At 73.1% G+C, this 18,734-nt stretch carries 19 protein-coding genes, 1 pseudogene and 1 riboswitch; of the genes and pseudogenes, 2 read left to right on the top strand and 18 right to left on the bottom strand.

From position 1 onward, the window contains the following. Window positions 1–76: 76 nt before the first annotated feature. On the top strand, window positions 77–535 hold the full coding sequence (locus tag EDF34_RS16910; RefSeq protein ID WP_233575455.1) for an Lrp/AsnC family transcriptional regulator: 459 nt from the start codon (window positions 77–79) through the stop codon (window positions 533–535). Window positions 536–751: 216 nt separating this feature from the next. Here EDF34_RS16910 and EDF34_RS16905 read toward each other — a convergent pair whose 3' ends face one another. From EDF34_RS16905 to EDF34_RS16855, 11 genes are all read right to left on the bottom strand, one after another. Continuing rightward, entirely contained in the window at window positions 752–1,717 is a 966-nt protein-coding gene (locus EDF34_RS16905; RefSeq protein WP_123372692.1) for a universal stress protein, read from the bottom strand. Window positions 1,718–1,804: 87 nt separating this feature from the next. After that, window positions 1,805–2,347 carry an HNH endonuclease gene (locus EDF34_RS16900; RefSeq protein WP_370450095.1) on the bottom strand — a complete coding sequence of 181 codons (543 nt, stop codon included), beginning with the start codon at window positions 2,345–2,347 and terminating at the stop codon, window positions 1,805–1,807. 163 nt (window positions 2,348–2,510) lie between these two features. Then, window positions 2,511–3,311: a C40 family peptidase gene (locus tag EDF34_RS16895; RefSeq protein WP_123372691.1), complete on the bottom strand. Its 801-nt coding sequence runs from the start codon at window positions 3,309–3,311 to the stop codon at window positions 2,511–2,513. A gap of 3 nt (window positions 3,312–3,314) precedes the next feature. Further along, window positions 3,315–3,517: riboswitch (cyclic di-AMP (ydaO/yuaA leader) on the bottom strand. Window positions 3,518–3,831: 314 nt separating this feature from the next. Further along, complete coding sequence (locus EDF34_RS16890; RefSeq protein WP_123372690.1) at window positions 3,832–4,533, bottom strand: metal-dependent transcriptional regulator; 702 nt, start codon at window positions 4,531–4,533, stop codon at window positions 3,832–3,834. 190 nt (window positions 4,534–4,723) lie between these two features. After that, window positions 4,724–5,527: a peptidase gene (locus EDF34_RS16885; protein ID WP_233575453.1), complete on the bottom strand. Its 804-nt coding sequence runs from the start codon at window positions 5,525–5,527 to the stop codon at window positions 4,724–4,726. Window positions 5,528–5,649: 122 nt separating this feature from the next. After that, window positions 5,650–7,446: a DUF4012 domain-containing protein gene (locus tag EDF34_RS16880; protein WP_123372689.1), complete on the bottom strand. Its 1,797-nt coding sequence runs from the start codon at window positions 7,444–7,446 to the stop codon at window positions 5,650–5,652. 69 nt (window positions 7,447–7,515) lie between these two features. Further along, complete coding sequence (locus EDF34_RS16875; protein ID WP_123372688.1) at window positions 7,516–8,838, bottom strand: MFS transporter; 1,323 nt, start codon at window positions 8,836–8,838, stop codon at window positions 7,516–7,518. Further along, a complete protein-coding gene (locus EDF34_RS16870; protein ID WP_123372687.1) occupies window positions 8,835–9,254 on the bottom strand; it encodes a MarR family winged helix-turn-helix transcriptional regulator in 420 nt (139 codons plus the stop codon). Before EDF34_RS16870 ends, EDF34_RS16875 begins: the two co-directional genes overlap by 4 nt. A gap of 96 nt (window positions 9,255–9,350) precedes the next feature. Then, entirely contained in the window at window positions 9,351–10,934 is a 1,584-nt protein-coding gene (locus EDF34_RS16865; protein ID WP_123372686.1) for an Ig-like domain repeat protein, read from the bottom strand. Window positions 10,935–11,153: 219 nt separating this feature from the next. Beyond that, window positions 11,154–12,476: a UDP-glucose/GDP-mannose dehydrogenase family protein gene (locus EDF34_RS16860; protein WP_123372685.1), complete on the bottom strand. Its 1,323-nt coding sequence runs from the start codon at window positions 12,474–12,476 to the stop codon at window positions 11,154–11,156. A 100-nt stretch (window positions 12,477–12,576) separates the two neighbouring features. Next, complete coding sequence (locus EDF34_RS16855) at window positions 12,577–14,046, bottom strand: NCS2 family permease (RefSeq protein WP_123372684.1); 1,470 nt, start codon at window positions 14,044–14,046, stop codon at window positions 12,577–12,579. Between the two features lie 158 nt (window positions 14,047–14,204). Here EDF34_RS16855 and EDF34_RS16850 point away from each other — a divergent pair, with 158 nt between their 5' ends. After that, window positions 14,205–14,813 carry a low molecular weight phosphatase family protein gene (locus tag EDF34_RS16850; RefSeq protein ID WP_199737957.1) on the top strand — a complete coding sequence of 203 codons (609 nt, stop codon included), beginning with the start codon at window positions 14,205–14,207 and terminating at the stop codon, window positions 14,811–14,813. 7 nt (window positions 14,814–14,820) lie between these two features. Here EDF34_RS16850 and EDF34_RS16845 read toward each other — a convergent pair whose 3' ends face one another. The 7 genes and pseudogenes from EDF34_RS16845 to EDF34_RS16815 all read right to left on the bottom strand — a co-directional run. Next, window positions 14,821–15,303: a hypothetical protein gene (locus tag EDF34_RS16845; protein WP_123372683.1), complete on the bottom strand. Its 483-nt coding sequence runs from the start codon at window positions 15,301–15,303 to the stop codon at window positions 14,821–14,823. After that, complete coding sequence (locus tag EDF34_RS16840; RefSeq protein ID WP_123372682.1) at window positions 15,300–15,662, bottom strand: response regulator; 363 nt, start codon at window positions 15,660–15,662, stop codon at window positions 15,300–15,302. The genes EDF34_RS16845 and EDF34_RS16840 overlap by 4 nt, the downstream gene beginning before the upstream one ends. Then, window positions 15,659–16,138 (bottom strand): chemotaxis protein CheX, encoded by a 480-nt coding sequence (locus EDF34_RS16835; protein ID WP_123372681.1) that lies wholly within the window; start codon window positions 16,136–16,138, stop codon window positions 15,659–15,661. Before EDF34_RS16835 ends, EDF34_RS16840 begins: the two co-directional genes overlap by 4 nt. Further along, complete coding sequence (locus EDF34_RS16830; protein ID WP_123372680.1) at window positions 16,135–16,518, bottom strand: response regulator; 384 nt, start codon at window positions 16,516–16,518, stop codon at window positions 16,135–16,137. The genes EDF34_RS16835 and EDF34_RS16830 overlap by 4 nt, the downstream gene beginning before the upstream one ends. Further along, complete coding sequence (locus EDF34_RS16825; protein WP_123372679.1) at window positions 16,515–17,447, bottom strand: protein-glutamate O-methyltransferase CheR; 933 nt, start codon at window positions 17,445–17,447, stop codon at window positions 16,515–16,517. The genes EDF34_RS16830 and EDF34_RS16825 overlap by 4 nt, the downstream gene beginning before the upstream one ends. Continuing rightward, a complete protein-coding gene (gene cheB, locus EDF34_RS16820) occupies window positions 17,444–18,532 on the bottom strand; it encodes a chemotaxis-specific protein-glutamate methyltransferase CheB (RefSeq protein WP_123372678.1) in 1,089 nt (362 codons plus the stop codon). The genes EDF34_RS16825 and cheB overlap by 4 nt, the downstream gene beginning before the upstream one ends. Continuing rightward, window positions 18,532–18,734, bottom strand: a pseudogene (locus tag EDF34_RS16815) (methyl-accepting chemotaxis protein); the annotation flags it as partial. The pseudogene EDF34_RS16815 and the gene cheB, both read right to left, overlap by 1 nt.

Below are 18,734 nucleotides of genomic sequence, written 5' to 3'. Positions count from 1 at the left end.
CGGCAAATCGGGCGGATATCACACAGAAGGCCGATTCCGGCGCGTCCCACGCCGCCGCGTCGGCGAAGATGGGCGGGTGCCTGACATCGACGACCTCGACATGGCGATCCTGCGGGCGCTGTCCGTCGACGCCCGCGCCACGTTCGCCCAGGTGGGCCAGCAGGTGTCGCTGTCCGCCCCCGCGGTGAAGCGACGGGTGGACCGGCTCCGCGAGCGCGGGGTCATCCGCGGATTCACGGCGCGCCTGGACCCGGCCGCGATGGGCTGGCACACCGAGGCGTTCGTCGAGGTCTACTGCCAGGGGTCGACGAGCCCGGCGACGATGCGCGCCGCGGTCGAGCAGTACCCCGAGGTCGTCGCGGCGAGCACCGTCACCGGCGACGTCGACCTCGTCGTCCAGGTGCGTGCGCGCGACATGCGCCACCTCGAGCAGGTGGTCGAGCGCTTCGCGGCCGAGCCGTTCGTCTCCCGCACCCGCTCCAGCGTGGTCCTCTCGGCGCTCGTCCGCCGCCCCGAGGTCCCCGAGCAGCCCTGACGACGCCGGCCCGCCTGCTCAGGCCTCGACGGGCCAGAACGCCCCGGACGCCCAAGGCGCCCGGACCTTCGGCGCACGCCTGGACGCAGGCTTCGTCACAGCATTCGCCACGCCCGCGTGCACGAAGGCTTCACCCATCCCTGCAGCCACGGCGGGTGCGGGCGTGCGGCGGGCGCTGCGGGCGCGGCTCGCGCGGGCGGGTCGAGGCGGAGGGGCTCAGGCGGCGCCGGCCGCCGCGGGGGCGCAGCGGTTGGTCACGATCATGACCGGGCACTGCGCGTGGTGCAGCACCGCCTGGCTCGTCGAGCCCAGCAGCAGGCCCGCGAACCCGCCGCGCCCGCGCGAGCCGAGCACGATGAGGTCGGTCGCCTCCGAGAACTCGGTCAGCAGCTCGGCCCCGGTCCCGTCGAGCGCGTGCCGCTTCACGGTGAGCTCGTGCCCGACGAGCGCGCGGTCGACGACGACGTTGAGCCCCTCCTCGAGGTCGCGCAGCACCTGCTCGTGGTCGACCGCTGCAGGCAGCCAGGCGAGCACGCCGGTCATCGACGCCACCGGCACCCCGGCGACGGCGGTCAGGTCGGCGCCCCAGGCCTCCGCCTCGGCGACCGCGAACCGCAGCGCCCGCTCGGCCTGGTCGGAGCCGTCCACGCCGACGACGATGCGCCGCACCGGGCGTACGGGCGGCGGCTCGACGTCGTCGGGCAGCGCGTGGCCCGACGAGTCGCGCAGCGGGACGACGACCGTGGGGCAGTGCGCGTGCGCGGGCAGGGCCGACGAGACGGTCCCCAGCAGCCGGTCGGCGAAGCCACCGCGGCCGCGCGTGCCGACCACCGCCAGGCGCGCCTCGCGGGAGAGCTCGACGAGCACCCCGGCCGCGTCGCCGGTGTGCACCTTCGTCGTGATCGGGACGCCGTGGTGGGAGACGCGAGCCACGCCCTCGGCCAGCACCGCGCGGGCGCCCTCCTGGATCGCGGTGTCGTCGAGCGCCGCGTACCCGCCGTCGAGCGAGGCCGCCGTGAACGACGGCAGCGAGTACGAGCACACCAGGTGCAGCGACCAGCCGCGCACGGCGGCCTCGGCGGCCGCCCAGTCCAGCGCGTGCAGGCTCGGCGTCGAGCCGTCGACCCCGACCAGGATCACGTCCTGCTGCGACCCGTCTGGCCCACCTGGCACGGCTGTCATGGCTGCTCCCTCGCGCTCGTGCGGCGGACCCACCGCGTCATCGACGCGGGCGGTGCGCTGCCCGTCCCCCTAGTGTCGCGCGCGGTCTCACGCGACGACATAGGCGGACCATAGCGGGTCCGCGCGGACCGCCCCGGAACCGAACGCGATGGACCACCGTGGCGCGCGCGGCGTGAAGGGCAGCTCCCAGCCGAGCTCGTGCAGCAGGCGGTCGGCCTTGCGGTGGTTGCACCGCACGCAGGCCGCCACGACGTTGCCCCACTCGTGCCGCCCGCCCTTGGAGCGCGGGTGCACGTGGTCCACGGTGTCGGCGCCGCCGCCGCAGTACGCGCAGCGGTGCGAGTCGCGCTGCAGCACGGTCCGGCGCGTGGGCGGGACCGGGCGGCGGACCGGGACGTGCACGTACCGCGTCAGCGAGATGACCACGGGCAGCGGCAGCTCGACGTGCGCGGAGTGCAGGGTGCGGCCGTCGGTCTCCAGGACCGTGGCCTTGCCGCACATCATCAGGAGCACCGCGCGGTGGACGCTCACGATGCACAGGGGTTCGAGGCTCGCGTTCAGCAGCAGCGTGCGGGCCTGGGCGGCGGGCGCCGGGAGCGGCGCAGCGATCTCGGGTACGACCTGTGTCAGCACGGCAGACTCCCGACCGGGAAGTCGGACCGGCTGGCTGCCGGCCCGGCGGAGCGTAGATGCAGCGTGGTGCGCGACCAGAGTAACCACAGAGGCTGTCCGGAACGCGACGAGGCCCCGACGACACGTGTCGTCGGGGCCTCGTCGAGGAAGTGCGTGCTGGTCAGCCGACCCGCAGGAAGACGGGCGAGCGCTGCCAGATCCCCCGGAACTGGATCGTCTTGCCCGGGCGGGGCGAGTCGATCTGCTGGTTGCCACCCGCGTAGATCGCGATGTGGCCCGGGGTCCAGATGAGGTCGCCCGGCTTGGCGTCGGCCCGCGAGATGACCGTGCCCACCGAGCGGATGCCGCCCGAGGTGCGCGGCAGCGAGATGCCGAGCTGCTTGAAGACGTAGGACACGAAGCCCGAGCAGTCGAAGCCACCGGGGGCCGAGCCACCGGAGACGTACGGGGTGCCGACGTAGCGGGCGGCGACCTCGAGGACGGCGTTGCCCGAGACGGACTGCGGGACGGGGCTGTTCGCGACGTCGTCGTTGCTGTCGCTCGCGTCCGAGGTGCGCAGGGTGCTGCGCGAGACCGCGGTCGACGCGACGACGGGCGCCACGACGACCTTCTCGACGACGGGCTTCGGCTTGACGGCCTTGATGACCGGCGAGTCGACCGTCCACTTGGCGTCGGCCGGGGCGCTGACGACCGGGCCGGACGCCAGGACGGCCTTGGCCGAGGCGGTCAGGGCGTCGGTGTCGACGGCCGCGAGGGCGCCGGTGACGGTGTCGTCCGTCGGGGCGGCGAAGGCCGGCGCGCCCATCATCGAGACCACGAGGCCCGACGAGGCTGCGACGACTGCCGTCCGGCGACCGACGGTGCCGAGCTGGTCCGACGCGACGGACGCCAGCTCGGTCAGCGGCGTCGATGGCCGCCGTGCTGCCCTGTGACGGGCGCGTGTGGTGGTGCTCACGGTCACGCGAGTGCCTCTCCGTTACGCCTACGAGGTGAGCTGTCGGGTTCGGGTGGGAGAAACACCCGGCCTCGACGGCCGACCCGGAGGTCGTTCGTCGGGGCTTCACCCCAAGGACACCGAGACATCCGGTGCCCACAATTGGGTCCCCCGCCCCTGCCGGCGGTTCGTACGGACCTCGTGGCGGCGGCAGGGTTTGGCGTTCCGCTCGAGGGCTTCTTGGAGGAGGGGTTCCTAGAAGCAGGATGAACGTACCTGACACCCAGCGACATGTCACGTTCCGATCACGAGAAAATGGCGAGGATCTGAACATTCGTCCGAGAGCCCGCGGCCGCCCGCGCATCGGTGCAGGTCAGGGCCGTGGCACAGGCATCTCCCCGGGTTCACCCAGCCGGGTGATGCGAGCAGGCTCGTCACGATTCGGACACGCCGGGACGATCCCCACGACGAGCGGGGCCGTGCGACCCTCCCCGGGACGGCCGAACCCCCCACGACCGACGGGCCGCGGGGGGTTCGTGAGCCGGTCTCAGCGCGTGGTGACGAAGATGTGCCGCGCCACGTCGTCGGGCAGGTCCAGGACCGTCGTCGCACCCGGGGCGCCGACCGTCACGATGCCCACGCCGCGCTCGACGGTGACCTCCGCGTTCGGGACCACGCCCGCCTCGGCGAGGCGGGTCAGCAGCTCGACGTCGACCTGCAGCGGCTCGGCGATCCGGGCCACCGTCGCGCGGCCGTCGGCCAGGCCTCCCCCGTCGAGCAGCGTCAGCACGGACGCGACGCCGTCGAGGAACCCGACCCGCGTCACCTCCTCGCCGATCTCGCCCAGCCCCGGGATCGGGTTGCCGTAGGGGTCGAAGTGCGGGTGGTCCAGGAGCGCGGCGAGGCGCTTCTCGACGCGCTCGCTCATCACGTGCTCCCAGCGGCAGGCCTCCTCGTGGACGTAGGGCCACTCGAGCCCGACGACGTCGGTGAGCAGCCGCTCCGCGAGGCGGTGCTTGCGCATGACGCGCACGGCCTTGCCGTGGCCCACCTCGGTGAGCTCGAGGTGCCGGTCGCCGGAGACGACGACGAGACCGTCGCGCTCCATGCGCGCCACCGTCTGGGAGACCGTGGGCCCCGAGTGGCCGAGGCGCTCGGCGATGCGCGCGCGCAGCGGGGTGATGCCTTCTTCGGTGAGCTCGTAGATCGTCTTCAGGTACATCTCGGTCGTGTCGATCAGGTCGCTCACCGCTGGCCTCCGCGTCGTGTCACCCGTGCCCGTCCCTGTGCCCGTCACAAGGGGTCGCGCGCGGGCAGAGCCCTGGCGCGTGCACGTGGGCCCAGGGTAGTTGCTCCAGCCCGCACCTGGGGGCGGACCTGGCGCGCCGACGCCCGCCGGTCCGCGGGTGCGGACGGACGGGCGTCGGTCGGGCTCAGGCTCAGCCCTGGGTGCTGCGGCGCTGCCGGTTGACCAGCAGGACCACGAGGAGGCCGCCGCCGACGAGGATGCCGGCGCCGATCAGGAGGGGAGCGACGTTCGAGCCGGTCGCTGCCACCTCGGGCGGGAGCGGGTTGTCCACCAGGACCTCGGTGTCGGGGGTCGACGGGTTCGGCGTCGGGTTGTCCACGAGCACCTCGGTGTCGGGCGTCGTCGGCGTGGGGCTCGGCGTGGACGACGGCGGGTTCGTCAGGCACTGCGGGCTCGACGGCGGGTACGCGACGCTGACCGTCATCTCCGGGTTGACCTGGAACAGCACCGAGACGCTGGGGCGGACCCAGTCGAACTCGTCGCCCTCGACCCACACGCCGTTCTCCAGGCGCCAGCCGGGCCAGTCGATGCCGCGGCCGCTCGCGTCCTGCACGGCGCCGGGCCACAGCACGGTGCCCTCCAGGGGCAGGTCGGCCTGGACCACGTCGGGGCCGCTCGGGTTGACCCAGGTGATCTTGACCTTCGTGTTGGGCGAGCCGACGGCGACGACCTTGTACCGGAGCTTGGGGACCTCGTTGTCGCAGATCGGCGTGAGCACCTCGACGCGCAGCTCGCACGGCAGCTTGGTGCCGTACTCGTCCTCGCCGACGAGGCAGCCGTAGACGGTCGGGCTGGGCGTGGGGGCCGCGGCGGACTGCGACGGCGTCGGGTCCGCGGCGCGGACGGCGCCGCTCGCCATGGCCTGCCCAGGCGCCAGCAGCATCAGGGCCAGCGCGGCGAGTGCCGCGAGGCCGACTTTGGCGATTCTGGCCATGACGTTCTCCCCCTGAGGGTGGTCGGATTGCGGTGGTTCGTGGCAATCCTCACCCCGCGCAAGCCGCAACAATAGCGGCGGATCGGGTGATTTCGGACAATCGGCCACCCGAAGGGCTGAATTCACCCAGTCGCGCAGGACGCCCGGACGTAACCCGTCGCGCGGACGGTCGGCGTGGTCCACACCTCGACCGCTCCGGCGTGCACCGGGACGGTCATCTCGTAGCTCGTGCTCGCGCCGGGGGCCAGGACGGACGTCGCGACGAGCGCCCTGCGGCCCGCCTCGTCGGCGGCGTCGCCCGCGACGAGCACGCCCTCCTGCGTGACGGCGTCGAGCGGCGCCCCGACCGGCGCGTAGAACACCACGCCCGTCGCCAGCGAGCCCGCCGGGACGGCTCCGGGCCGCGCGCCGACCACGTACCGCGGCAGGGACGTGACGTCCTTGGGCGGGTCGTAGGTGAGCGTGACGGTCACCGCGGCCGTCGCGTCGTCGGGCGAGCACCTCACGGTGACGTCGGACGTCAGGTAGTAGTCGAGCTTGGCCTCGGTCGCGTCGTTGAGGAACACGCCGACGGCGTCCGGGTGGTCGCCCGAGAGGAACGCGCTGCCCAGCTCCGTGGCGCCCAGGACGGACTGCTCCTTCTCGTGCGCGGACCACAGCCGGAAGCGCCCCTCCCCCGAGGCGGTCGAGATCGCGTCGACGAGGCCCTGCGACGTGCCGGCTCCCCCGGTCAGCGCCCCGAAGATGCTGCCTGCCACCGAGGAGAACACCCGGTCGGCGGCCGCACCGTTCTTGGCGTCGCGGTAGGTGTCGCGCAGCAGCAGCTGCAGGATCGAGTCCGCCTCGAGCGTGCTGCCGTCCGCCGCCTGCACGGGACCGAGCGCGCCGAGCACGGCCTGGACGGCCACGGGGTCCGTCGCCACGACGCCGTCGACCGTGCCGTGCACGTCCGCCTTCCAGCGCGCGGTGATCAGCTCCGCGGCACGCGGGAAGTCCGGCGTCGCCACGGCGTTCTGGATCCACCGGCCCAGGCGGTCGCCGTACAGCGTCTTCTCCGCGTCCGTGAGCGGCAGGACGGACGCGTCGAGCCCGGGCAGGTCCGCGGTGCTCACCTGGCGGCCCAGGCTCAGGTGGCCGTCGTCGGCCTTGACCTCGAGGATGCTGCCGACGATGCCCCCCGCGCTGCGCAGCTCGGCGGAGTTGAGCGCGAGCACGAGGTAGGTGCGCGGCCCGTCGGCGCCCAGCATGGGCGGGACGAGCGCCGCGGCCCGGTCGACGCCCGCCAGCAGCCCCGCCACGGTCGCGAGCCCGTCCTCGGCGTCCTGCACCGGCCCGGCGAGCGGCCCGACGAGCGCTTCGGTGTCGATCCCGGCGACCTGCGTGTGCGCGGCCGTCGCGACGTCGGACGCCGCCGAAAGCGTCGGGGCGGCCGCGGCGAGCGCCGCGACGTCGATCGACCCGTCGTCCCTCCGCAGGGCACTGCCCTGCACGAGGTCGCCGACGTCCTGCACCGCGGGCAGCGCCTGCTGCGTGACGTCGTCGAGCGCCGCCGAGACGGTGCTGACCGCACGGAGCTGGTCACCCACCCAGGGGACGTGCTCGACGACCTTCCACACGGGGTCCGACGAGGCCCTGCGGGCCCGGGCCGTCGCGTCCTGGGCCGCGGGCAGCGCGGCGTCCAACGCGTCGGCGTCGCGCGCGTCGACGCCGGACTCGACCGAGCCGACCACCGCCCGCGCGTCCATCAGGGCGCCCGTCGCCTGCACGGCGCGGAACGCCACCCAGCCGGCCACCGCGAGGAGCAGGACGACGACGATCACCACGACCAGCGCGAACCGGCGGCCGGCCCGGCCGCGGGGGCGGCGAGGTTCGTCCGTCGTCGGCGCCTCGCTCGTCGGGCCCTCGACCTGTGCGCTCACGGGTCGATCGTCACATACCGGACATCACGGACCGTCCGTCCTGGCCGGGATTCACCCGGCCGCCAGCGATCAGGCGGCGGTGACCTCGTCGGCCACGTCCGCCGCACCCACGCGGGCGACCTGCGCCTCGCGCCGCCGCTCGGGCAGGTACGCGACGTCGAGGTGCGGCGCGTGCAGGTGGTAGCGCACGCGCAGCCCCCACGCCCGGCGGGCCCACAGCGCCGCACCGAGCGACACGAGGATCGCGGTGATCGACCCGATGCCGATGGCCCAGCGCGGCCCGAACTGCTCGCCGATCCACCCGACGATGGGCGACCCGATGGGCGTCGCGCCGAGGAACACCATCATGTAGAGCGCCATGACACGGCCGCGGACCGCGGGGTCGGTGCTCATCTGGATGGTCGAGTTGGCGGCGGTCATCATCGTGAGCGACGCGAGGCCGACCGGGATGCCGGCCAGCGCGTAGGACGTGTACGTGGGCATGAGCGCCATCGCGCCCGTCGCGATCCCGAATGCGAACGCCGAGCCGATCACGAGCCGCACGCGGGGGCGCTCGCGCCGCGCGGCGAGCAGCGCGCCGGTGAGCGAGCCGATCGCCAGGATCGAGCCGAGGATGCCGTACTCCCCCGCGCCCTTGCCGAACTCGGTGCGCGCCATCATGGCGCTGGTGAGCTGGAAGTTGAGGCCGAACGTCGAGACGACGCCGACGACGACCATGATGACGAGGATGTCGCTGCGCCCCCGGACGTAGGCGACGCCCTCGCGAATCTGCCCCTTGGAGCGCGGCGCGCTCGGCATCTGCCGCAGCTCGGAGGTGCGCATCCGGGTCAGCGAGAAGATCGTCGCGGCGAACGTGGCCGCGTTGATGACGAAAACCCAGCCGATGCCGACGCCCGCGATGGCCAGGCCGGCGATGCCGGGGCCGATGAGGCGCGCCGCGTTGAACGACGCGCTGTTGAGGCCGACGGCGTTGGACAGCTTCGCGGCGGGCACGAGCTCCGCGACGAAGGTCTGGCGCACGGGGCCGTCGACCGCCGCGACGCACCCGAGCATGAGCGCGAAGCCGTAGACCTGCCAGAGCTGGGCGTTGCCGAGCAGCACGAGGGCGCCGAGGCCGGCCGCCAGCACGCCCTGCGCGACCTGGGTGGCCATGAGCAGCTTGCGCCGGTCCACGCGGTCCGCGAGCAGCCCGGCGTACGGGGACAGCAGCAGCACCGGCGCGAACTGCAGCGCGGTCGTGATGCCGACGGCGACGCCGGACTCGTCGGACAGCTGCGTCAGGACCAGCCAGTCCTGGGCGACGCGCTGCATCCACGTGCCGATGTTCGCGACGAGGGCACCGGCGAACCAGAGCCGGTAGTTGCGGAACTTGAGGGAGTCGAACGTGCTCACGAGTCGGCAAGCCTCCGGAGGATCTCCGTCGCGGCGGCCAGGTGCGCCTGCTCGTCGGCGGTGAGGTTCTCCAGGCGCACGGCGAGCCAGGTGTCACGGCGGCGACGGGTCTCGGTGATCTCCGCCTTGCCCGCTGCGGTGAGGCTCACGACCACGGCGCGCCCGTCGGTGGGGTGCGCCGCCTTGCTGACGAGGCCGTCCTCCGCCAGGCAGTTGACCGTGCGGGTCATCGACGGCGGCTGGATGCGCTCGAGCTCGGCCAGCTGGCCGGGAGTCAGCGGCCCGCGCTTCTCGATCCACAGCAGCACCGAGAACTGGTTGTCCGGCAGGCCCGCCTCGCCGCGCTCGGCGCGGATCCGTCGCGAGGCGCGCCCGACGGCAACGCGCAGCTCGGAGGCAAGAGAGGGGGTCGGCATGTTGCTTACCCTAACTCATTACCTCTGGTAAGTACATTCCGAGCCCGGGCGCACGAGAGCCCCGGGTGACCGTCCACCCGGGGCTCTCGTCAGACGTCAGGCGATGGTGAGCTTGACGGGCTTGGCCGTGGCCTTCGTCGCGACCTTGGCCGTCGTGCCCGACGGGCTGAACGACGCGGTGACCTTGTAGGTCGCCTTCCTCGTCTGCTTCGGCAGGGTGATCGTGACCTTGCCCTGGGCAGACGCCTTCACCGTCTTCTTCACGGTCTTGGTGCCGACCTTGACGGTCACCGTGCCGGTCGGCCTCGAGATGCCGGTCGCCCTCACGGTGACCGTGACCTTGACCGTCGAGCCGCGCTTCGCCGAGCTCTTCGACAGCTTCGCGGCGACGGTCGGCCTGACCTTCGCGACCGTCCCGGTCGACGAGGACGTCGCCGACGAGGACGCACGGCCGGCCACCTTGGCCGTGACGCGGACCGAGAGCCTGGCGCCCACGTCGCTGGTCGTCACCGTGTACGAGGACTTCGTCGCGCCGGCGATGGGCTTGCCACCGCGCAGCCACTGGTAGCTGGCCGAGACGCCCGAGAGCGACCAGGAACCGGCCGACGCCGTGAGCTTCTTGCCGACCGCGGCGGTGCCGGAGACCCGGGGAGCGGACTTCACCACGGCCGACGGGCCCGCGGCGACCGGAGCGGTGGCGGCGGACGTCACCGCGACTGCGCCGAGGGTCGGGCTGGAGGGGTGCGCGACGGCACGCACGCTGACCTTCTTGCCGAGGTCCGCCGCCGCGAGCGTGTACGCCGACGAGGTGGCCCCGCTGATCGCGGCACCGTCACGCAGCCACTGGTACGACGTGGTGCTCGGCGAGGACCACGGCACGGCACCCGCGGTCAGCTTCGAGGCGACCTTGGCCGTGCCCGTGACCGCCGGGGTCGTCCCGGACGGGCCCGCGACGAATGCCTTGAGGCCGGTCGACCCCGCCTTGATCGAGACGGCTGCGGCGCTCGGCGCGAGCGCGTAGCCGTTGCCCGCGTAGTAGTAGCCGTCGAGGCTCAGGTCGTCAGGTCCGGCCGTCGGGAGCACGAACCGGTAGCTGGCCCCCGGGAACGCGCCACCGATCACGAACGCGCCGGACTCGTCGGGGCTGGACGCCACGATGCCCGCCGGGCGGTTGCGCTCCGTGTCGACCAGGACGGGGGCGAACGTCTCGCGCCACGAGGGCTCCTCCCCATCGCCGGGCCCGACGATCGTGAGGGAGACCGTCGACGCCGCGACCGTCGGGATCGTGATCCCGGTGGCGCCGCCCTTGACCAGGGTCGCGCTGGACGGCAGCGGAACCTCGGTGGCGCCCGCCTTGTAGTAGCCCGTCGCGATCTCCCCCGAGGAGTCCAGGAACATCAGCTGGTAACCCGTGCCGGCCGTGAGCCCGTCGAGCTCGAACGTCCCGTCCTTGCCGACCTGGCCGGAGATGTGGGAGTCGATGCCGCGCGCACCCGGGGCGAACGCGACGACCTGGTAGGACACCACGGTGTGCCCCGCGGGGAACGTGACGCGACCCGTGATCGTGGTCGGGTCAGCGGCGGACGCCGGGGCGACGGCTCCGAGCAGGGCGGTCGCGGACAGCGCGAGGGTCGTCGCCGTGGCGACGAGCGCGCGGCGGTGCGTGGTGGTGGCGTGCATGTGTTCCTCCGGTCGGGGCCGCGAGGCATCGACCCCGCACGCGCGAGCATCGGTGGCCGGGGCAACGGCCTTGGCCGCCCTCACCCGTCCGGCCGAAGCGTTCCGTCCCACTGCCACCGATTCCCACGGACTTCGCACCGAGCGATTTCACCCGCACCGCCGTCCCCGTCTCGCCATGTGGCGCCCACGGTGGGGCGGGCGCGTGCGGACGGGTGGGAGTCAGGGGCGGCCGAGGGCGCGGTAGGTCCAGCCCGCCGCGCGCCACTGGCGCGGGTCCAGCACGTTGCGGCCGTCGAGGATCCGCTTGTGCGCGACGACGGCCCCCAGCGCGTCGGGATCGATCGTCCGGTACTCGTCCCACTCGGTCGCCAGCAGCACCACGTCGGCGTCGCGCGCGGCCTCGAGGGCGGTGGAGGCGAAGCGGAGGTCGGGCCACTTGGCGGCGGCGTTCGCGACCGCCTCGGGGTCGGTGACCGTGACGGTCGCGCCCTGCAGCTGCATCTGGGCAGCCACGGACAGCGCGGGCGAGTCGCGCACGTCGTCGGAGTTGGGCTTGAACGCGGCGCCCAGGACGGCGACCCGGCGGCCGACGATGGACCCCTCGCACACCTCGCGCGCCAGGTCGACGACGCGGACCCGGCGGCGCATGTTCACGGAGTCGACCTCCTTGAGGAAGCCGAGCGCGTCGCTGACGCCGAGCTCGCCGGCGCGGGCCATGAACGCGCGGATGTCCTTGGGCAGGCAGCCACCGCCGAACCCGAGGCCCGCGTTGAGGAAGCGGCGGCCGATGCGCGCGTCGTAGCCGATGGCGTCCGCGAGCGACGTGACGTCGGCCCCCGTCGCCTCGCACAGCTCGGCCATCGCGTTGATGAACGAGATCTTGGTGGCCAGGAACGAGTTCGCGGCGACCTTGACGAGCTGTGCGGTCGCGTAGTCGGTCACGACGAGCGGGATGCCCTCGGACAGGGGCGTCGCGTAGACCTCGTCGAGCAACGCGCGCGCCCGGTCGCCGTCCGCGGTCGGCTCGCCGTCGACGGACTCCAGGCCGTAGACGAGGCGGTCCGGGTGCAGCGTGTCCTTGACCGCGAAGCCCTCGCGCAGGAACTCCGGGTTCCACACGAGGCTCACGCCCGTGCCCTCGAGCCGCGCGGCCAGGTCCTCCGCGGTCCCGACCGGGACGGTCGACTTGCCGACCACCACGTCGCCCGGCTGCAGGTACGGCAGCAGCTCGGCGAACGCCTGCTCGACGTAGGTGAGGTCCGCGCGGAACTCGCCCCGCTTCTGGGGCGTGCCGACGCACAGGAAGTGGACCCTGGCGCCGGCGGCCGCCGACATGTCGGTGCTGAAGCTCAGGCGGCCGGTCGCCGAGGTCTCCGCGAGCAGCTCGGGCAGGCCCGGCTCGAAGAACGGGGCCCGGGCGGCTCGCAGGGCGTCGACCTTCGCGGCGTCGACGTCGACGCCGACGACCTCGTGGCCGAGCTGGGCCATGGCGGCCGCGTGCACCGCACCCAGGTAGCCACATCCGATGACGCTGATCCGCACGGCCGTTCCTCCACTCGATCGGGACGCCGCGAGCCTATCGGCGGCGGGAACGCCCGAGGCCGGGACCGTCGGGTCGACGGTCCCGGCCTCGGGTGAAAGGTCAGCCGATCCAGGTCTGGAGCGGGCCTCGGATGAAGTACAGGACGAACAGGACCGCGATGAGCCACATGAACGGGTGCAGCTTGCGGACGTTGCCGATGACGACCTGCAGGATCACGTACAAGATCACGCCCGCGCCGATGCCCGCGGTGATCGAGTAGGTGAACGGCATGAGGACGATCGCGAAGAACGCCGGGATCGCGACCTCGTAGCTCTTCCAGTCGATCCCGGTGACCTGGGTGACCATGAGGAAGCCGACGACGACGAGCGCGGGGGCGGCAGCCTCGGACGGCACGATCTCGACGATCGGGGCCAGGAAGGTGGCGAGGAGGAACGCGATGCCCGTGATCACCGAGGCGAAACCGGTACGCGCACCATCGCCGACGCCGGCCGCCGACTCGATGTAGCTCGTGTTGCTCGAGACGCCCGCGGCGCCGCCGGCAGCAGCAGCGATCGAGTCGACGACGAGGATCTGCTGCGAGCGCGGCGGGTTGCCCTTCTCGTCGAGCAGGCCGGCCTCGGACCCGACGGCGACCATCGTGCCCATCGTGTCGAAGAAGTCGGCGAGCAGCAGCGAGAAGACGAGCAGGACGACCGCGACGATGCCGATCTTGTCGATCGAGCCGAAGAGCGAGAAGTGCCCCAGGAGGGAGAAGTCGGGAGCTGCGACGACCTGGTCGGGGATCGCCGGGACGTTGAGCTTGAAGCCGCCCGGGTTGTCCGCGGACGCGCCGCCGACGTTCGCGACCGCCTCGACGATGATCGCGAGGATCGTGGTGCCGACGATCGCGATGAGGATCGCGCCGCGGACCTTCTTGACCATGAGGATGACCATCGCGACGAGGCCGACGACGAACACGAACACGGGCCACGTGGACAGCGAGCCGTTCTGCCCGAGCTCGACGGGGGTGCCGAGGCCCGGCGGGATGCGCACGAAGCCGGCGTCCACGAAGCCGATGAACGCGATGAACAGGCCGATGCCGACGCTGATCGCCGTCTTGATCGAGATCGGCACCGCGTTGAACACGGCCTGCCGGAAGCCGGTGAGCACGAGCACGAGGATCACGAGTCCCTCGAGCACCACGATGCCCATGGCGTCCGCCCACGTCATGCCAGGCAGGGCGGCGATCGAGAACGCGACGACGGCGTTCAGGCCGAGGCCTGTGGCCAGCGCCAGCGGGAAGTTCGCGACGACGCCCATGAGGATCGTGAGCACACCGGCGACCAGCGCCGTGGTGGCGGCGATCGTCGAGAAGTCGGCCAGGTTCTGGCCCGTGCCGTCCTTGACGCTGCCGAGGATGATCGGGTTCAGCACGATGATGTAGCTCATCGTGAAGAACGTGACGAGTCCGCCGCGGATCTCCGTGCTGATCGTCGAGCCGCGCTCGGTGATCTTGAAGTACCGGTCGACGGGGTTGGTGGGTCGCGCGTCGCGCGGGGGTGCGGGGGGCACCTTCGAGGTCGAGGCCATGGCGCGCAGTGTGGCAGGTCGGTGTTTCACCTGTGTAGCCGCGTCCGGGTGTCAGTCACCACACCGGCGGCTCGCGGACGGGTGACTGTGCTGACCCGAACGTGTTTCATCCCTCGTGGGAGCGCGACCGCCCAGCGCCGCTCGGCACAATGGCGCCCATGGCCCCTCCCGCTCCCTTGCGCGTGCTCGTCGTGTGCACCGGCAACATCTGCCGGTCGCCCGCGGTCGAGCGCCTGCTCGCGGCGGGCCTGGGCGCGACGTTCCGCGGCCAGGGCAGCGGCGGGCTGACGCCCGCGATCGAGGTCTCCTCGGCGGGCGCGGGCGCGGTGGTCGGGGCCGCGATGACCGACGAGATGGCGGCGCTGGTCAGCGCGCACGGCGGCGCGGTCACGGGTTTCGCCGCACGCCAGCTCACGGCGGAGCTGGTGGCAGCGGCCGACGTCGTGCTCACCGCGACGCGTCGCCACCGCACGTCCGTCGTCGAGCTCCAGCCCTCCGCGGTGCGACGGACCTTCACGCTGCGCGAGTTCGCGCGCCTGGCCGCGACGGTCGAGTCCGCGGACCTTCCCGGCGCGGGGTCGACGACGGCCGACCGGCTGGCGGCCCTCATCCCGCTCGCCACGGCGCGGCGCGGTTCGGTCCGGCCCAAGCAGGCGGCCGACGACGACGTCGTCGACCCCTACGGCGGCGGCGGGGCCCTCTACGCGGCGTCGTTCGCGCAGCTCGAGCCGGCCGTGCGGACGATCGTCGGCACGGTCCGTCTCTAGACGGCCGCTACACCACCAGCAGCGAGAACCCACCCCCGCCGTACCCGGCGACCTGCATGTCGAGGTCCGTGCGGCGCACGTACGCGTGCACCCAGGTCGCGACGTCGGCGGGCAGCGGGTCGCCCGGCTGGTAGACCCGGTCGAGCCGCACGTGCGGGGCGTTCTCCGCGTTGAACAGCGAGGCCATCACGTTGAGCACCTCGCCCGCGTTCTCGGACAGCGCGGGCGTGAGCTCGCCGAGCTCGGCTGCCTCTGCGGCCGTCCGCGCGGGGACCAGGCCGAGCGACGCCCCGATGTGGGCGGCGAGCGGCACGTCGAGGACGACGAGCGCGACGAGCGCGAGGCGACGGTCCACGTACACGCCGGTGAGGGCGCCGAGCGCGGGGTCGACCATCGCACCACCGGTCGCGACGGTCACGTCCCGCCCGACGAGGCCCTCGACGAGCTCGCGGACGTCCTTCGCGCTGGGCAGCGGCGTCTCCGCGCTCATGCCAGCACCGGGTCGATGACCTCGCGGAAGCCGTCGGCCGTGAACGGCTTGGCGATGAGGAACAGCGCTCCCGCCTCCTCGGCGGTCGACCGCATCTCCGGGGAGCCCTCGGACGTGACGAACCCGAACGGGGTCTCGTAGCCCGCGGCGCGCAGGCTGCGCAGCAGCTCGATGCCGGTCATGTTCGGCATGTTCCAGTCCGACAGGACCACGTCGGGCTCGTCGGCCTGGATGGCGGCGAGCGCCTCGGCACCGTCGGACGCCTCCCGGACGTCCCAGTCGTAGCCGGCCTGACGCAGGGTGCGGATGACGATCTGGCGCATCACGCGGCTGTCGTCGGTCACGAGGACGCGGATCATGACGTTCCTTCCGGGGAGACGGTCGGCACGGTGAACCACACGTCGACGACGAGCAGGCGACCGCGCCAGGACAGCGGCAGGTGCTGGACGCGCGCGGCACCGGCCAAGGGCGGCAGCACGTCGCCGACCTGGGGCAGGCCGAGCGTGCCGGGGGTGGGCAGCAGGGACTTGAGGTTGCCGCCGACGACGTTGGCGATCTCGCCGAACGCGTCCACGAGGTCGGCGCGCGAGACGGCCTCGCCGTCGTCGAGCCCGAGGAGCACGCGGGCGAGGTCGTGCGCGGTGTCGCTGCCGGTCACCAGGACGGCGCGGCCGGACCACTCGCCGTGCAGGTCCACCCACGCGACGAGCGCGTCCACGATGTCGGGCAGCTCGCCGTCCCAGGGCAGCAGCAGGCCGAGGTCGCCGTCGACCATCGCGGCGAACACCTCCTGCGCGATGGCATGGATCTGGTCGTACTCCACGGTGGCGGTCATGCGAGCTCCTCGACGGGGACGAGCCCGAGCAGGTCGAGCTTGTCGCGGATGGCGTCCGGGGTGAACGGCTTGATCAGGTACTCGTGGGCGCCCGCCGCCAGGGCCCGCACGATCTGGGAGTGCTCGGCCTCGGTGGTCACCATCATCAAGGTGATGCGCCGCCAGTCCGGGTTCGCGCGGACGGCCGTGACGAGCTCGAGGCCGTCCATGACCGGCATGTTCCAGTCGATGCACGCGAGGTCGATCTCCGCGCCGGCCTCGAGCTGGTCGAGGGCGTCGCGGCCGTGCTCCGCCTGGAGGGTCTCGAAGCCGAGCCCTTCCAGCGCGCCCGCGACGATGCGCCGCATCGTGCGCGAGTCGTCGATCACCAGGGCTCTCATCGGGCTGCTCCTCGGGACAGTGCGTGCGCCGCCGGGACCGGCAGCGGGGACGGGGTGGACGGATGGCCGAAGCCGGCCGGCCGCGGGGACGGAAGCGTTGCGGGTGCGGGCAGCCCGCGGGCGGCGAGCGGCCGGTAGACCGAGCTGCGCTCGACCGTGACGCGCTCGTAGCCCTCGTGGACGCCGAGCGTGGACTCGGCCGCCCCGAGCAGGAGCACGCCGTCGGGCCGCAGCACGCGCAGGACGCGGTCGAGGATCGCCCGCTTGGTCGGCAGGTCGAAGTAGATGAGCACGTTGCGCAGGAACACGATGTCGAACGGCCCGGCCGGCGGGGCGTCGAGCAGGTTGTGCGCGCGGAAGCTGACCAGGTGGCGGACGGCTGCGGACAGCTCCCACTCCGTGCCGGCGCGGACCATGTGCCGCACGAGCATCGCCGCCGGCATGCCCCGGTTGACCTCGAGCTGGGAGTAGCGGCCGGAGCGGGCCCGCTCCAGGACCTGCTCCGAGAGGTCGGTCGCGATGATCTCGCTGGTCATCGCCGCCGGGAGGTCGTCGAGCAGGCTCATCGCGATCGAGTAGGGCTCCTGGCCGGTCGAGCAGGCCGCCGACCAGACGCGCAGCCGGCCCGTCCCGCCGCGTGCGGCGACGAGGCGCGGCAGCTCGGTGCCGCGCAGCGCCGCGTAGGGCGCGCCGTCGCGGAACCACGACGTCTCGTTGGTGGTCATCGCCTCGATGACCGCGGCCTGGTCGGCGGGGGCGCCGACCGTGCGCAGCCGCGTCACGTAGGCGTCGAGGTCGAGGCCGGCGGTCCGCGCGAGCGGGAGCAGGCGGCTCTCGACCAGGTACTCCTTGCCGGGCGTCAGCTGGATGGCGCTGCGGCGGCGGACGAGGTCGGCGACGAACGCGAACGACTCGGGACTGATGCTCATGCCGGCACTCCTCTCGGTGCGAGCTGTCGCTCGATGGCTCCGGCCACCTCCGCGACCGGCACGATCTGGTGGGCGAGCCCGGCCTGCGCGACGGCGCCGGGCATCCCCCACACCACGCTCGTCGGCTCGTCCTGGACCAGGACGGTGCCGCCGGCGGCGACCACGTCCTGGCAGCCGGCGCGCCCGTCGGCGCCCATCCCGGTCAGGACGACGGCGAGCAGCTCGCCGCCCATCTCGCGGACGGCCGAGCGGAACAGCACGTCGACGGACGGGCGGCAGAAGTTCACGGGCGGCCCGTCGGTGAGCACGGTCTGGACCGCCGCGCCCGCGCGCCGCACCTCGAGGTGGCGGTCGCCGGGTGCGATGTAGACGTGGCCGGGCTGGAGGGTCTCCCCACCCGCGGACTCGACGACGGTCGCCGGGCCGAGCCGGTCGAGACGGGCCGCGAGCTGCCGCGTGAACACGGGCGGCATGTGCTGGACCACGAGGACCGGGACCGGCAGCGGGGCGGTCAGCGACGACAGCACGCGCGACAGCGCCTCGGGACCGCCGGTGGACGAGCCGAGCACGACCGCCCGGATCGCGTGCGCCGCGGGTGCCGGGCGCGGCACGACGGTGCGTGCGGGAGCAGCGACCGTGCGCACGGTGCGCTCCCGGACGGGCAGCACGCCACCGGGCAGCGGCACCAGGCTGCGCAGCCTCGGCACGAGCTCGTCGGCCACGCGCGCGATGGACTCCTGCACGCTGCCGACGTTCGACGGCTTCGCCACGTAGTCCGTCGCGCCCGCCGCCAGCGCGTCGAGCGTCGCCGCTGCCCCCCGCTCGGTGAGCGTGGAGAACATGACGATCGGCATCCGGTGCCCGGCCGCACGCAGCGCGCGGACCGCCTCGATGCCGTTCATCTCGGGCATCTCGATGTCCATCGTCACCGCGTCGGGCCGCAGCTGGGCGACCTTCGCCTGCGCGAGGCGGCCGTTGGCGGCCACGCCGACGACCTCGACGTCCGGGGCCTGGGCCAGCGCGTCGCTGACCAGGCGCCGCACGACCACGGAGTCGTCGACGACGAGCACGCGGATGGGAGCCATCAGAACCGGAACCCCGCGACGCGGTCGCGCAGCGCGCCGGACAGGACCGCGAGCTCGTCGACCTGCCCGCCGACGCCGAGCAGCACGTCCGACGAGCGTCCGGCCGACGTGGCGACGCCGGTGATGTTCGTGGCGATCTCCCCCGACCCGGTCGCGGCCTCGGCCACCCCACGCGACATCTCGTTCGTCGTGGCCGTCTGCT

The sequence above is a fragment of the Cellulomonas sp. PhB150 genome, from assembly GCF_003755175.1.
Classification (GTDB): domain Bacteria; phylum Actinomycetota; class Actinomycetes; order Actinomycetales; family Cellulomonadaceae; genus Cellulomonas.
This window is presented reverse-complemented; position numbering and strand designations above follow the sequence as displayed.

Excerpts from the sequence above, each read along its gene's own strand:
- EDF34_RS16850 (WP_199737957.1), top strand. The coding sequence starts at position 14,205 with ATGGCCCCTCCCGCTCCCTTGCGCGTGCTCGTCGTGTGCACCGGCAAC.
- EDF34_RS16840 (WP_123372682.1), bottom strand. The coding sequence starts at position 15,662 with ATGATCCGCGTCCTCGTGACCGACGACAGCCGCGTGATGCGCCAGATC.
- EDF34_RS16855 (WP_123372684.1), bottom strand. The coding sequence starts at position 14,046 with ATGGCCTCGACCTCGAAGGTGCCCCCCGCACCCCCGCGCGACGCGCGA.
- EDF34_RS16870 (WP_123372687.1), bottom strand. The coding sequence starts at position 9,254 with ATGCCGACCCCCTCTCTTGCCTCCGAGCTGCGCGTTGCCGTCGGGCGC.
- EDF34_RS16865 (WP_123372686.1), bottom strand. The coding sequence starts at position 10,934 with ATGCACGCCACCACCACGCACCGCCGCGCGCTCGTCGCCACGGCGACG.
- EDF34_RS16825 (WP_123372679.1), bottom strand. The coding sequence starts at position 17,447 with ATGAGCATCAGTCCCGAGTCGTTCGCGTTCGTCGCCGACCTCGTCCGC.
- EDF34_RS16835 (WP_123372681.1), bottom strand. The coding sequence starts at position 16,138 with ATGACCGCCACCGTGGAGTACGACCAGATCCATGCCATCGCGCAGGAG.
- EDF34_RS16905 (WP_123372692.1), bottom strand. The coding sequence starts at position 1,717 with ATGACAGCCGTGCCAGGTGGGCCAGACGGGTCGCAGCAGGACGTGATC.
- EDF34_RS16830 (WP_123372680.1), bottom strand. The coding sequence starts at position 16,518 with ATGAGAGCCCTGGTGATCGACGACTCGCGCACGATGCGGCGCATCGTC.
- EDF34_RS16845 (WP_123372683.1), bottom strand. The coding sequence starts at position 15,303 with ATGAGCGCGGAGACGCCGCTGCCCAGCGCGAAGGACGTCCGCGAGCTC.
- cheB (WP_123372678.1), bottom strand. The coding sequence starts at position 18,532 with ATGGCTCCCATCCGCGTGCTCGTCGTCGACGACTCCGTGGTCGTGCGG.
- EDF34_RS16885 (WP_233575453.1), bottom strand. The coding sequence starts at position 5,527 with ATGGCCAGAATCGCCAAAGTCGGCCTCGCGGCACTCGCCGCGCTGGCC.